This window comes from Acinetobacter sp. YH12241 (genome assembly GCF_013417535.1).
Taxonomy (GTDB): Bacteria; Pseudomonadota; Gammaproteobacteria; order Pseudomonadales; family Moraxellaceae; genus Acinetobacter.
This window is the reverse complement of sequence record NZ_VPDQ01000011.1, coordinates 56,237-69,342: the sequence shown is the minus strand read 5'-3', so window position 1 is coordinate 69,342 and position 13,106 is coordinate 56,237. Positions and strand designations below refer to the sequence as shown.

At 44.7% G+C, this 13,106-nt stretch carries 14 protein-coding genes and 5 tRNA genes; all 19 read right to left on the bottom strand.

Going from position 1 to position 13,106, the window contains the following annotated elements:
- Positions 1-16 precede the first annotated feature (16 nt).
- Entirely contained in the window at positions 17-385 is a 369-nt protein-coding gene (rplL, locus tag FTV18_RS08550; protein WP_159123444.1) for a 50S ribosomal protein L7/L12, read from the bottom strand.
- 48 nt (positions 386-433) lie between these two features.
- A complete protein-coding gene (gene rplJ, locus FTV18_RS08545) occupies positions 434-940 on the bottom strand; it encodes a 50S ribosomal protein L10 (RefSeq protein WP_004781671.1) in 507 nt (168 codons plus the stop codon).
- 306 nt (positions 941-1,246) lie between these two features.
- On the bottom strand, positions 1,247-1,942 hold the full coding sequence (gene rplA / locus FTV18_RS08540) for a 50S ribosomal protein L1 (protein WP_004781669.1): 696 nt from the start codon (positions 1,940-1,942) through the stop codon (positions 1,247-1,249).
- A gap of 3 nt (positions 1,943-1,945) precedes the next feature.
- Positions 1,946-2,374 carry a 50S ribosomal protein L11 gene (gene rplK / locus FTV18_RS08535; RefSeq protein WP_004781668.1) on the bottom strand — a complete coding sequence of 143 codons (429 nt, stop codon included), beginning with the start codon at positions 2,372-2,374 and terminating at the stop codon, positions 1,946-1,948.
- A gap of 117 nt (positions 2,375-2,491) precedes the next feature.
- A complete protein-coding gene (gene nusG, locus FTV18_RS08530; protein ID WP_005232530.1) occupies positions 2,492-3,025 on the bottom strand; it encodes a transcription termination/antitermination protein NusG in 534 nt (177 codons plus the stop codon).
- Positions 3,026-3,032: 7 nt separating this feature from the next.
- A complete protein-coding gene (secE, locus tag FTV18_RS08525) occupies positions 3,033-3,473 on the bottom strand; it encodes a preprotein translocase subunit SecE (protein WP_179991968.1) in 441 nt (146 codons plus the stop codon).
- Between the two features lie 76 nt (positions 3,474-3,549).
- Positions 3,550-3,625: transfer RNA gene (locus FTV18_RS08520), tRNA-Trp, on the bottom strand.
- A 46-nt stretch (positions 3,626-3,671) separates the two neighbouring features.
- Positions 3,672-4,862: an elongation factor Tu gene (gene tuf / locus FTV18_RS08515; RefSeq protein WP_179991967.1), complete on the bottom strand. Its 1,191-nt coding sequence runs from the start codon at positions 4,860-4,862 to the stop codon at positions 3,672-3,674.
- A gap of 151 nt (positions 4,863-5,013) precedes the next feature.
- Positions 5,014-5,088, bottom strand: a tRNA-Thr gene (locus FTV18_RS08510).
- Between the two features lie 21 nt (positions 5,089-5,109).
- Positions 5,110-5,185 (bottom strand) — tRNA-Gly (locus tag FTV18_RS08505).
- Positions 5,186-5,221: 36 nt separating this feature from the next.
- A tRNA-Tyr gene (locus FTV18_RS08500) sits at positions 5,222-5,305 on the bottom strand.
- Positions 5,306-5,360: 55 nt separating this feature from the next.
- Positions 5,361-5,436, bottom strand: a tRNA-Thr gene (locus tag FTV18_RS08495).
- Positions 5,437-5,534: 98 nt separating this feature from the next.
- Positions 5,535-7,028: an anthranilate synthase component I gene (gene trpE, locus FTV18_RS08490; protein ID WP_179991966.1), complete on the bottom strand. Its 1,494-nt coding sequence runs from the start codon at positions 7,026-7,028 to the stop codon at positions 5,535-5,537.
- 108 nt (positions 7,029-7,136) lie between these two features.
- Positions 7,137-7,805, bottom strand: coding sequence for a phosphoglycolate phosphatase (gph, locus tag FTV18_RS08485; RefSeq protein WP_180017492.1), 669 nt, complete (start codon positions 7,803-7,805; stop codon positions 7,137-7,139).
- A gap of 78 nt (positions 7,806-7,883) precedes the next feature.
- On the bottom strand, positions 7,884-8,543 hold the full coding sequence (locus FTV18_RS08480; protein WP_179991964.1) for an FHA domain-containing protein: 660 nt from the start codon (positions 8,541-8,543) through the stop codon (positions 7,884-7,886).
- Positions 8,544-8,605: 62 nt separating this feature from the next.
- Positions 8,606-10,861 (bottom strand): type II secretion system secretin GspD, encoded by a 2,256-nt coding sequence (gene gspD, locus FTV18_RS08475; protein ID WP_180017494.1) that lies wholly within the window; start codon positions 10,859-10,861, stop codon positions 8,606-8,608.
- Positions 10,862-10,899: 38 nt separating this feature from the next.
- Positions 10,900-11,757, bottom strand: coding sequence for a type II secretion system protein N (locus FTV18_RS08470; RefSeq protein WP_180017496.1), 858 nt, complete (start codon positions 11,755-11,757; stop codon positions 10,900-10,902).
- A complete protein-coding gene (gene gspN / locus FTV18_RS08465; protein WP_004781653.1) occupies positions 11,757-12,500 on the bottom strand; it encodes a type II secretion system protein N in 744 nt (247 codons plus the stop codon). The genes FTV18_RS08470 and gspN overlap by 1 nt, the downstream gene beginning before the upstream one ends.
- Before the next feature lie 187 nt (positions 12,501-12,687).
- Positions 12,688-13,014 carry an H-NS family nucleoid-associated regulatory protein gene (locus tag FTV18_RS08460; protein ID WP_079281036.1) on the bottom strand — a complete coding sequence of 109 codons (327 nt, stop codon included), beginning with the start codon at positions 13,012-13,014 and terminating at the stop codon, positions 12,688-12,690.
- Positions 13,015-13,106: the final 92 nt, after the last annotated feature.

Genomic DNA, 13,106 nt, shown 5'->3' with positions numbered 1-13,106 from the left:
CGGCTCCTTTAAGAAATTACTTAAGAGTAACTGTAGCACCAGCTTCTTCAAGTTTTTTCTTAAGCTCTTCGCCTTCTTCTTTAGAAACGCCTTCTTTAAGAACTGTAGGTGCGCCTTCAACCATGTCTTTAGCTTCTTTCAAGCCAAGACCAGTAGCTTCACGAACTGCTTTAATTACAGCAACTTTGTTACCACCGAAAGAAGTCAACTCAACGTTGAATTCTGATTGTTCTTCAGCAGCAGCAGCAGCGCCAGGAGCAGCAGCAACAGCAACAGCAGCAGCAGATACGTTGAATTTCTCTTCGAAAGCAGAGATTAGTTCAACAAGTTCAAGAACAGTTTTTTCTGCAACTGCGTTTAGGATTTCTTCGTTAGTTAAAGCCATGAGAATAACTCCAAATGGAAATTGAATGGTGTGGAAATAAATTTAAGCTTATGCAGCTTCTGACTCGTTTTTCTCTTTGAGCGCAGTAATAAGGCGACCCAATTTCGAAATAGGAGCTTGAAGAACGTTTGCAAGCATAGTAAGCGCTTTTTCTTGGTTCGGAAGGTTCGCGATTACGCTAACTTCAGCACCTTCGTAAACTTTGCCATCAAATGCAGCAGCTTTAAGTTCGAATGCTTTGTTAGTTTTTGCGAATTCTTCGAACAAGCGTGCAGCTGCACCCATGTCGTCTTCAGAAGTCGAGAAAGCTAAGATTGTTGGGCCAACAAGGCTGTCGTTCAAGATATTGAATTGAGTATCTTGAAGAGCGCGTTTAGCCAGAGTGTTACGCACGATACGTGTTTTAACACCTAGTTTACGAGCTTCAACACGAAGAGCAGTTAATTGCTCAACTGTTAAACCTTGGTAGTCAGCAACAACAGCGGCAAATGCAGTAGAAGCAATTTCACTTACTTCAGCTACGATCTGTTTTTTGCCTTCAATAAGAAGAGCCATTGTAAAACCTCCTAACGGTGATTTATGTGCCTGATCACAAGCACACTCCCAATTCGTGAATTCATCTCTGAAATCACACGCGGAGGATGAACAAATCACACCACCGCGTCTACGCAGGCTGGAGTATTAAGAGGAAAGCATAAAACTCCCCTCGCCTGAGGTCTTTGACGCTGATAAATTTACATTTATCAATTCAAAGTCTGCCTAAGTTCGCAAGTAGTCCGAAACCGGTTTCTTCTTGCGTAAGTTTTAAAGCAGTGCTTTAAAACTTACTCAGGGCTTTAAAATTCTGTATAAGTTTATAACTTATTTAGAAACGTTTGCTACATCAACGATCAGACCAGGACCCATAGTAGAGCTTAGAGTGATCTTTTGAATGTAAACACCTTTAGAAGTAGCAGGTTTTGCTTTCTTAAGGTCAGCTACAAGAGCTTCAACGTTTTGACGAACAGCTTCAGCAGAGAAACCTACTTGACCGATCGCAGCGTGGATAATACCTGCTTTGTCTACACGGTAACGCGCTTGACCAGCTTTTGCATTTTTAACTGCAGTTGCTACGTCAGGAGTTACAGTACCTACTTTAGGGTTTGGCATTAAGCCACGTGGACCAAGAATCGTACCCAGTTTACCAACAACGCGCATTGCATCAGGAGCAGCAATCACTACGTCGAAGTCAAGGTTTCCGCCTTGGATGCTTTCAGCAAGATCGTCGAAACCAACAACGTCTGCACCAGCTTCTTTCGCAGCTTCAGCAGCAGCGCCTTGAGCAAATACAGCTACGCGTACAGTTTTACCAGTACCTGCAGGAAGAGTAGTCGCGCCACGAACAACCTGATCAGATTTACGAGGGTCAACACCCAGGTTTACAGCGATGTCCAAAGATTCTTTGAATTTCGCAGCTGGAAGGCTAGTAAGAACTTCTACAGCTTCTTCTAAAGTGTAAACTTTCTGTGCTTCTACAGCAGCAGCAATGGCTTTTTGACGTTTAGTTAACTTTGCCATGTCTTATAGCTCCACTTCCAAGCCCATAGAACGTGCAGAACCAGCGATGGTACGTACACGCGCGTCTAAATCAGCACCAGTTAAGTCTGGTTCTTTAGTAGTCGCGATTTCTTCCAATTGAGCACGAGTCAACTTACCAACTTTAGTTTTGTTAGGTACAGAAGAACCCTTTTGGATACCAGCAGCTTTCTTAAGAAGAACAGCAGCAGGTGGAGTTTTCATGATGAATGTGAACGACTTGTCGTTGTACACAGTGATCACGACTGGAATTGGTAGACCAGCTTCAACTTTTTGTGTAGCAGCATTGAATTCTTTACAGAATGCCATGATGTTAACACCACGTTGACCTAGTGCAGGACCAATCGGTGGAGATGGATTCGCTTTACCAGCTGGAACTTGCAGCTTGATATAGCCGTCAATCTTCTTAGCCATTTCAAATTACCTCTGGGTGCAAACGCCGTTAGGCTCCCCAATGATTTCAAGTAACGATACCGTTACAACAACAATGCCTGATTTGCACGCAAATCAGGCGTTTTCAACCCGAACAAATTAAACTGTTTTTTCGACTTGGCGAAATTCCAGTTCAACCTGAGTTGGTCGGTTAAATACGTTAATCGTCAGCGTTAAGCGTGACTTGTCGTAAAGCACTTCTTCCACTACACCTTTAAAGTCAGTGAATGGACCGTCAATTACGAGTAATTCTTCACCTGGTTCAAACATGGTCTTAGGACGCGGTGCTTCACCAGTATTGCGTACACGTGCAAGGATTGCATCAGCTTCTTTTTGCGTAATTGGAGCCGGTTTTTCAGCCGTACCACCAATAAAACCAAGCACTTTTGGACACTCTTTCACGATGTGCCAAGTGTCATCGTTCATTTCCATTTCGACTAATACATAGCCAGGAAAGAACTTACGCTCTGATTTACGCTTCTTGCCATCCTTCATTTCTACCACTTCTTCGGTAGGAACAAGGACTTCACCAAAGCTATCGGCAACAGCGCTACGCTGGATTCGATCATTAAGCGAACGCATCACTTGTTTTTCATAACCTGAATAGGCATGAATAATGTACCAACGTTTCATAGCTCTCTTACCCGATAATAAACTTCATTAACCAGCCTAAAACATAGTCAAAGCACCATAGAACAATGGCTGCAATTACTACAACAGCAAGGACTTGCCAAGATGTGGTCACAGTCTCTTGTTTGGTAGGCCAGGTCACTCGACGTAACTCGATTCGTGCATCCTTAAGAAGACGAACAAAGCCTTTGCCTTGATGGGTGGCGTATAATAAACCGAATGCCACAACGATACAAGCCAAAATTACCCCAACGCGCACCCAAATATCATTCGCAGGCGCCCAGTATGCAGGTAAATATTGGTTTACCATCATAGCACCGACCAATAAAATCAAGGCGATAACCCATAGAACAATGTCTAATGGAGAACCAGAACTTACATCTACAGCAGGATTATTTCTTTGAGGAATTGCCGCTTCGCTTAATGCGTCGCGTGATTTATCATTCGACATTTTTGTACTCGTCGTAGGTTTCGCGACTTATTATATGACCAGTTTTGCCGACATCAAGCGTCTTTTGAAAAAAACTTGGCAGGCCAGGAGGGACTCGAACCCCCAACATTCGGTTTTGGAGACCGACGCTCTACCAATTGAACTACTGGCCTGTAGATAAACTGGAGCCGAAACTCCAGCTTATTTTCTATTCTATGATTATGCAGTTACTTTAGCAACTACACCAGCACCAACTGTACGACCACCCTCACGGATCGCAAAACGTAGACCTGGGTCCATTGCGATTGGGTGGATTAGTTCTACTGACATTTCTACGTTGTCACCAGGCATAACCATTTCAACGCCTTCTTTCAAAGAAATCGCGCCAGTTACGTCAGTTGTACGGAAGTAGAACTGTGGACGGTAACCGTTAAGGAATGGAGTGTGACGACCACCTTCGTCTTTAGAAAGTACGTATACTTCTGCATCGAATTTAGTGTGCGGTTTGATAGAACCTGGTTTAGCAAGTACTTGACCACGTTGTACGTCTTCACGTTTAGTACCACGAAGCAAGATACCACAGTTCTCACCAGCACGGCCTTCGTCAAGAAGTTTACGGAACATTTCAACGCCAGTTACAGTAGTTTTAACTGTATCTTTGATACCCACGATTTCAACTTCTTCACCAACTTTGATGACACCAGTTTCAACACGGCCAGTTACAACTGTACCACGACCAGAAATTGAGAATACATCTTCGATTGGCATCAAGAATGCTTGGTCGATTGCACGTTCTGGTTCTGGGATGTAAGAGTCAAGCGCTTCAACAAGAGCTACAACAGCATCTTCACCGTATTGACCAGCCTCACCGTTAAGTGCAGCAAGTGCTGAACCACGGATTACAGGAGTGTCATCACCTGGGAAGTCGTAAGTAGAAAGAAGTTCACGAACTTCCATTTCTACTAATTCAAGAAGTTCTTCGTCGTCTACAAGGTCGCATTTGTTCAAGAATACAACGATGTAGGGTACACCTACCTGACGAGAAAGCAGGATGTGTTCACGAGTTTGTGGCATTGGACCGTCAGTCGCAGCACATACAAGGATCGCGCCGTCCATCTGAGCAGCACCAGTAATCATGTTTTTAACATAATCGGCGTGGCCCGGGCAGTCTACGTGAGCGTAGTGACGAGTTGGAGAATCGTATTCTACGTGTGAAGTATTAATTGTAATACCACGTGCTTTTTCTTCTGGTGCAGAGTCGATTGCAGCGTAGTCTTTCGCTTCACCACCGAATTTTTTCGCACATACAGTTGCAATCGCAGCTGTTAAAGTTGTTTTACCATGGTCAACGTGACCGATTGTGCCCACGTTAACGTGTGGCTTATTACGTTCAAACTTAGCCTTAGCCATGTTAATCTTCCTCGTTTACGTCGAACACAATTCTGAGTAAAACCCAGCTCCGACATATCGTTTAAAAAAAACCAAACACCAAATACTTGAAAAGCAGACTAAATAGCCTGCTTTTGAAATATTTTTGCAACCACGTTGCCAAACTGTAATCTGGAGCTCTTATCGAGATTTGAACTCGAGACCTCTCCCTTACCAAGGGAGTGCTCTACCACTGAGCTATAAGAGCAAATATTAGCACTTCAAACAATGGAGCGGGAGACGAGGATCGAACTCGCGACATGCAGCTTGGAAGGCTGCCGCTCTACCAACTGAGCTACTCCCGCACGATGTTGGTACTTACCACTTTGAAGTCTTAAAATTGGTGGTGAGGGAAGGATTCGAACCTTCGAAACTTTCGTAGCGGAGTTACAGTCCGCCCCCTTTGACCGCTCGGGAACCTCACCATTTTTACACTTACATCAGTGTCGTTCTTTACTTCGCACTCCAAACTCCCTAAGATGGTGCCGGCACACGGATTCGAACTGTGGACCTACTGATTACAAGTCAGTTGCTCTACCAACTGAGCTATGCCGGCGTTTCTTAGTGTTTCGTACGTTTCGTATCGGAACGGTGTGCAGTTTAGCAAAACTCAGAATCCATGCAAGTGTTTTTTTCAAAAAAAACGCCAAAAACTCACAAAATCAATCCGTTTGATGATAATTCAACCGCTTTGATCACTGCGCGAGCTTTTATTTGGGTTTCATTCCATTCTGACTCAGGATTTGAGTCCGCAACCAGCCCTGCTCCGGCCTGAACATAGACCTTATTTTCACGAATCACGCAGGTACGAATCGCGATCGACATGTCCATTTCGCCATGCCAGCCTAAATAACCAACAGCGCCGCCAAAAATTCCGCGTTTCACAGGCTCAACTTCGTCAATAATTTCCATAGCACGGATTTTTGGTGCACCAGAAAGTGTTCCAGCCGGGAAAGTTGCCTTAAAAACATCCAGTGCATCGACATCATCACGCACTTCACCTTGTACATTCGACACAATGTGCATCACATGCGAGTAACGTTCGATCACCATTTGATCAGTGACTTGTACTTTACCGATTTTGGATACTCGACCGACATCATTTCGGCCCAGGTCAATCAGCATTAAGTGCTCGGCAATTTCTTTTTCATCAGACAGCAAATCTTTTTCCAGTGCCAGATCTTCTTCTTTGGTCTTGCCACGTGGACGCGTACCCGCCAGTGGACGAACAGTCGCAATGCCATTTTCCAGACGTGACAGAATTTCCGGTGAAGAACCCACAATATGGAACGGCGTATTATTTTCTAGGGTCTGCCCTTGCACGAGGAACAGGTAAGGTGATGGATTAAGATGACGTAATGCGCGATAGACCTGTAAAGGCTCACCATCGAAATCAGAAACCATACGATGACCCGGCACGACCTGCATCACATCTCCGGCACGAATGTACTCTTTTACCTTTTCAATAGAGGCAATAAAGTTGTCATGTCCAGTTAAAGACTCAAAGTGCGGTGCTGTATGTTTTTCTGCTTTCAGGCTCACTGGTGTTGCCAGAATATTTTCCAGCTCATCCAGCTGCTGCTGCGCTTTCTCATAAGCTGCCTGATCCGCTGCATCGGCATGGACAATCAGGAACAGGGTATCTTTCAGATTATCGAATACGATGACGGTTTTGGACAGCATCATCCAGATATCTGGCAAGCCTACCGGATCAGCTTCAGGCACATTTTTTAGCTTAGGTTCGATATAACGTACTGAGTCATAACCAAAGTAACCGACAAGACCACCGGTAAAGCTTGGTAAGGCTGGAAGTTCTGCCTGGGTCGGTACTTTAAACTGTGCCTGAAAGTCACGGATATACTGGAATGGATCGGCACAGTGCTGTTTTTCAATAGAGCCATCTGGATGCTGAACAGTCAGTTCACCCGCATTACAGGAGAATACAGTCGATTCACCCAGGCCGATAATTGAATAGCGCGCCCAGTTTTCTCCCCCTTCCACAGATTCGAACAGATAAGCCTGTTGGTGCTGTTTTAGACGGGCAAAGATAGATAAAGGAGTATCGGTATCAGCCAGACGCTGACGGTATACTGGAATCAGGTTGTAGCCTTGAGATGCAAGTTGCTGGAATTGAGCTGAAGTTGTCATTCGGTTTTTCTCTTTAAATTAGGGTTACTCAGTATGAAAATGGAATTGAACTGAGCGACGCCATCGAAAAACCTTACAACTATTCATCTTATTTCCTTCGTACCCTATTTAAGCAAGCAACTCACGTAGATCATCAACAATTTCTTGAGGATCACAGTCTGCTATATTTTCACCATGATTATAGCCATAGCTGACTACAATACAATCTATACCCGCACGGCGCGCAGCTTCGATGTCATTGACTGAGTCCCCGATCATCAGTACCTGCTCTTTGGTCACGCCATAATGCTCCACACAATGCAACAACTGACGCGGATCTGGCTTACGCTCGGCAAAGCGATCACCACCAATGGTGTCATCAAAGTATTTCGCCATTTCCAGAATATCCAGAATACTGCGTGCCGGTTCTTCTGGTTTATTGGTCACACAGATCAGTTTTTTATCGTTAGCCTTACCCCATTCCAGAAACTCGATAATTCCGTCAAATGGCTTGGTATCTACACAAGGATCGGCATTATAAATTTCCAGGAACGTCGCAAGTAATTCCTGATGCTGGGCAGGTAATACTTCTCCCACCAAATGCTGGAGTACGCTTTCACAGAACTTGGACGTTCCTTTACCGATCCACACCCGTACCTGCTCCTCAGTCACCAGTGGTAGCTGCAAGACATTCAGGCTCATATTCATGGCCCGATACAAATCATGGGCTGAATCCACCAAGGTACCATCCAGATCGAATAAAATCAGCTTACGTTGTTCCAGTTGTGCAATTGACATCCTGCCCCTCATTTTCTTTATTTGCAGCCATAAAAAAGGCATGCGTGATGCATGCCTCGATTGTAACCAATCATGGGCTTATTTAAACAACACCCAAGCGATAATCGCCAAAATAATCAGAACGATTAGTGAAATCAGTCCAATAGATGCATTTTTCTGTGCTTCTTTTTCCTGCTCTACACGAGAAACAGGCTGTTCCACCGGAATCGGTGCGGGTTCTGGCTTAACCGAGCTCAGGTCTACCCCTTCAGCAATAGGCGCAGGTTTTGGAATACCGACATTGGTCGGCATACCATCACGGGTCAAGTTGACTGAAGCATCACGCTCTTTCAATTCTGGAATGCCCTGCTCATTCATCTGCTGGGCAGGAGTTTTCTCAACCGTTTCGATTTCTTCAACCACTTGCTCTGCTGTTTCTTCAACTTCTGGCGCCACTTCAACAGGCGCTACAGGTTCAAGAACCAGAAATTTCAAGGTGGCAAACTGGACTACATCGTCTTGTTTTAATCGCGTTTCCTGCTCAATACGCAAGTCATTCACGAAAGTGCCATTAGATGAGCCTAGATCCTGTACCCATAGTGCATCGTTTTTCAGCAGAAAAGCAGCATGCTTACGCGAGATTTCCGCAGCCTGCAGCACAATATCAGCCGCCTGATGACGCCCTACCAGCATGTCACGGTCGATTGCTATTTCCTGTCCGGTCAAGTCATCGGTAATTGCCTGTATTTTCCAAGTCATGAAATCTACTTCTCTATTTTCTTTGACATTATCATAACATGCTGTATGCAAATGCGAATGGTCTAGCTTTTGGGTCTAAGTGTGGTTGTTGTAACGGTATTTCTACTTTTTTCAACCTGCTGGACTGGCTGCTGTACCACTTGTCGCTGAATCCCCGGCTCAATTGCTACCGGTGTAGCTACTGCTGTAGCTGACGGCGTTGGTACTGGGGCACTTGGGACATTCTGGTAGGTCGAATTCGTCAGTGGTGTCTTGGAAACTGGAATACGCTGCTGATACACATCTTCAACACTTTCCGGCAGCTTGGCAAAATTACCGTCTGAATCGAGTGCCAATTGCAGGCTATAGAGTTGACCATAACGTTGCTGCGTCAGTTTACGCACTTCATTTTTATCCCCCACAATCGTTGGATGGATAAAGATCAATAAGTTACGTTTCTGATTAGACTTACCTTCAGCGCGAAATAAGCGTCCTATACCTGGAATCGCTCCCAGACCTGGAACAGCCTGACGTCCATACGTAGTATTATCCGAGATTAAGCCACCGAGTACGATGGTTTGCCCATGTTCAGCCAGAATCGAAGTTTTAATTGCACGCTTGCTGGTCACCAAATCCTGTGCTTGTCCACGATCTCGATTGACCGCAGAGACTTCCTGTTCAACTTCCAGACGTACCGTACCATCTTCACCAATGTGCGGTACGACTTTTAAGGTTACGCCGACATCTTTACGCTCAATGGTGGTATAAGGATTAGCCACGCCTGAGCCACTGGTCGAAACCGAACCGGTCACAAAGGGCACATTTTCACCCACGACAATATAAGCTTCCTCATTATCCATGGTCACAATCGACGGCGTAGATAACAGGTTAGACTTGGTGGTTTCTTTCAATGCCTGAATCATCGCACCATACAGGCGACGTGAACCATCACTGCCTTCCTGAAAATCTCCAATCACAATGGAACTACCCGCACCCACAGTACTTGCAGCACCTAAGCCACCACCTGCGAGATAGCCCGCCGCAATATTTCTCAGACTAGTACCAAACTTATCGAAGTTAATTAAGCCAATTCCGCTGCTGATATCACCCAAAGCCCATTGCACACCTAGCTGATCTGCATCTGTTCCTTCTACTTCAATAATTGCAGCTTCAATCAGAACCTGTTGACGGCGCACATCCAACTGATCAATCGCAGATTCAATTTCACGCATCAGTTGCGGGTCAGCCTTGACCACCAATGAATTTTGCGTGGCATCTGCAATGATGCTGACGCCATTGGCATTAAAGCTGCTGATCCCGCCTTGCTCGGTTTTCATGCCAGTATTGAGCTGAATATTGGATGCACCTGAGCTATTTGAGCTAGTGGTATTATTGTTATTCAGGTTATTAGTCGAATTATAAGAAGATGAGCTGGAAGAAGAATTATCCAAACCAGTATTGACTGCCTGCCCTGTCACTAACCCCTGCAAAATTTCCGAAAGATTCTTGGCACTGGCATATTTCAAACGAAAGACTTTTAAACCACCCAGACGGTCTGCTGCAGGCACATCCAGCGTTTCAATAATCTGACGAATACGCTTGCGCGTTGCTGGATCCCCTTTAATCAGAATCCGGTTGGTACGCACATCTGCTATGACCCGCACCCGTGAACCACGCAGATCTTTAGCTGCACCTGTTGCTGCCATTGAATCAATCAGCTCAATCATTTCTTCAGCCTGACTAGACTGTAGACTAATGGCTTCAATATCATTCTGACCTGTGCCATCCAGATTACGGATGATGGTTTCCAGCTGATAGATATTGGTCGCCCGGTCCGACACAATCAATGCATTGGTGCCCGGAACGGCAGCCAAATGGGCAAACTGTGGCATTAACGGACGCAGGGCTGGAATCAGGTCATTTGGATTGGTATTTTCCAGCCAGATCACGCGAGTGACAATCTGGTCACCGGTCGCACGATGACGAGCATCATAGGGAATCCCGGAGCTTTTAACATTGCTGTCTGGTACCAGCTTGATGGTATTTCCTGAAGGGATGGCCACTACACCATTGACATTCAAGACGCCTAAAAACAGGTCATAAACTTCATTTTTATTCAGTGGTTTGTTGGAAATGACCGTGACATTGCCTCGAACCCGTGGGTCTACCGCAAAATTTTTACCGGTAATATCCGCCACTTCATTAATGAATGCGGTTAAGTCTGCATCCCGGAGATTGATTTTCCAGGTTTGCGCATAACTTGCCGTACTGACCATAGCAACCAATGGTACGGCCACACAGAATGCCCATGCTGATCGATTATTATTAAATAAAGCCATAAACTTTTGTGTTTCCTAACCCTATGCGTGATGACACATCACTTCAAATCTTGTTGTATGGTCATCACCTGATCACCACGTTTTATTTCGAGTTTTACCTGACCTTCACGTCGAGCCTGTTCCAGTAACTGTGCTTCGGTTTGTCCCTGTGACAGAGTCTGACCATTCAAAGACAAAATCCGGTCTCCCGGTCTTAATCCCAAGCGATTACGCAGTGCAGCCGGTGTCCGGGAAGTGACTTCATAACCACCATCTGCTGCACTTACCCCCATATTCTGTAAGTACTGGTCCTTATTTTCCTGCATCTGCTGGATGGCCCGATTGATTTCACTCTGTGGTGAAGGTTGTTCAGGCATACCACTTTCCGTATGCAGCGGAGGCATTGAATTTGCAGATGCTGCTGAGGTATCCGGCACGATTGGCTGGTTTAAACCATTTTCCAGCCCTTTAAACAGGATTTCTTGGGTAGCACCGCTTGATTTACGCAGAATCACCCGGTCCCAATACACTTCAGCCAGTGTAAAACCGCTATTCCCCAATACTTCTCCGACCCGATAACGGTCAGACTGGTCATTAATTTTCAAGACTGCTGAAGAGTTATAGCTTGGGATCGCCACCACAACCCCCTGCAAGACAATATTGGCAGTTTCAGCAGTGTTCGCTGCGTAAGTATTTTCCTGAAATAGTGAAAAGGCACTAATGTTCGGCACTTGAGCCTGTTGTGACCCCAGTTCTACCTGATCAATCTGCATCGCTTGTGGCGGAGCCACCAGAAGCCAGAATAAGGCGGCCAATTTCCAGCATAAATACAGAATCAGCAGGAATAATAAAATTGGAGCAACACGCTCCGTCTGTTTCAGATCAATATTTTTAAAATAATCGAGTGGGCTTGCCATCAGTTGAAGCCCCCCATCAAAGGCTGACGGGTACTAATCACATAAGTATCCAGTCCAGCTTTACCGGTATAAGAAGGAGCATTGAGTAAAAAGCGCTGTGTCAGCTGAATATCCAGCATCAGGCTTGGATCCAGTTTAATATTCAACATACGTTGATCACGATTATCACGTACGTCCAGCAGCAGCTGTCCATTCTCATCAGATAACTGACCACTTAGAACCGGTACATTCATACGCTCCTGACGCTGGGCAAACGTGTAAATCAGTTCACCACCACTCCATTGCATCTGACCGTCTACATGACTAAAGCCTTGCTCTTTTTTATATTTAAAATCGAGTTCTTTAAACTGAATCGGGTTGGTAGGCCATTGCCAGTCAGCAATCTTCTTTAAAGTTTCAGGTGCAAGCTGTCCCTCAAGATTTTTAACGGTTAAAGTTTTATTCAAACCATAGCCCATCACACCCGAAAACTGGGTATTACCGCTATGCAGATCAATATTTGCCCCTAATCTCAGCAACAACAGGTCCAAAGGACGAACCTGCCAGTTCAGACTTCCCCGAAGATTACCTTTTTTCCAGTCCGCACTTCCCTGCCAGATATTCCCGCTTACATTATGTAAGACCTGATTATTTTTATAAAATTTTGAAATTAACCAAGCTGCAGGAACTTGCAGAATTACAAAGACAAAAAAGGCTAGAATTGCAAATATCAACCATTTTAATGTTTTCGGCTTATTGCTCATCCCGCCACGACCAACCTATTCAATCGAAACCCCTAAATTTATAGTTTTGTCATTTTATAATCACATTATGCACACTTTTTCTCTGACGCCAATTCATAGGCATAAAAAAACCAAGCAGGATGTGCTTGGCTGATCAATCACAGGCCGTATGCATAACAGCCTGATGATGAATAATGCGGCAGAAGGATTAGATCACGAAATCTTCCAGTTTTGCGCCTTTCTCTAATTCAGCAACTAACCAGCGTGGCTGTTTACCGCGACCAGTCCAGGTGTCTTCCGGATTGCTTTTACTGCGATAACGTGGCTCTACAGACTTACGTGCAGTTTTTTTACGTTTAGAAGCACCAAATTCAAGAAGCTGTTCAATCGTTAAGCCTACTTTGTCGGCAATATCCAATACCTGATGATAAGCATCTTCAATTTCCTGATCTTTTTTCAAAGCAATTAAAGACTCAGCTTCTGCTTGTAAACGTTTTAACTCTTCAACTGATAAATTTGTAATGTCTGGCATCATGTTCTCCAATAAATAGCATTATTTCTTTTAATAAATAACGAACCCATCATATTTATATTAAGTGTAATATTCAATATAAAATTTTAAATGTA

Bases quoted from the DNA above. Each gene is read 5' to 3' on its own strand.
- rplL (WP_159123444.1), bottom strand. From the start codon at position 385: ATGGCTTTAACTAACGAAGAAATCCTAAACGCAGTTGCAGAAAAAACT.
- rplJ (WP_004781671.1), bottom strand. From the start codon at position 940: ATGGCTCTTCTTATTGAAGGCAAAAAACAGATCGTAGCTGAAGTAAGT.
- rplA (WP_004781669.1), bottom strand. From the start codon at position 1,942: ATGGCAAAGTTAACTAAACGTCAAAAAGCCATTGCTGCTGCTGTAGAA.
- rplK (WP_004781668.1), bottom strand. From the start codon at position 2,374: ATGGCTAAGAAGATTGACGGCTATATCAAGCTGCAAGTTCCAGCTGGT.
- nusG (WP_005232530.1), bottom strand. From the start codon at position 3,025: ATGAAACGTTGGTACATTATTCATGCCTATTCAGGTTATGAAAAACAA.
- secE (WP_179991968.1), bottom strand. From the start codon at position 3,473: ATGTCGAATGATAAATCACGCGACGCATTAAGCGAAGCGGCAATTCCT.
- tuf (WP_179991967.1), bottom strand. From the start codon at position 4,862: ATGGCTAAGGCTAAGTTTGAACGTAATAAGCCACACGTTAACGTGGGC.
- trpE (WP_179991966.1), bottom strand. From the start codon at position 7,028: ATGACAACTTCAGCTCAATTCCAGCAACTTGCATCTCAAGGCTACAAC.
- gph (WP_180017492.1), bottom strand. From the start codon at position 7,805: ATGTCAATTGCACAACTGGAACAACGTAAGCTGATTTTATTCGATCTG.
- FTV18_RS08480 (WP_179991964.1), bottom strand. From the start codon at position 8,543: ATGACTTGGAAAATACAGGCAATTACCGATGACTTGACCGGACAGGAA.
- gspD (WP_180017494.1), bottom strand. From the start codon at position 10,861: ATGGCTTTATTTAATAATAATCGATCAGCATGGGCATTCTGTGTGGCC.
- FTV18_RS08470 (WP_180017496.1), bottom strand. From the start codon at position 11,757: ATGGCAAGCCCACTCGATTATTTTAAAAATATTGATCTGAAACAGACG.
- gspN (WP_004781653.1), bottom strand. From the start codon at position 12,500: ATGAGCAATAAGCCGAAAACATTAAAATGGTTGATATTTGCAATTCTA.
- FTV18_RS08460 (WP_079281036.1), bottom strand. From the start codon at position 13,014: ATGATGCCAGACATTACAAATTTATCAGTTGAAGAGTTAAAACGTTTA.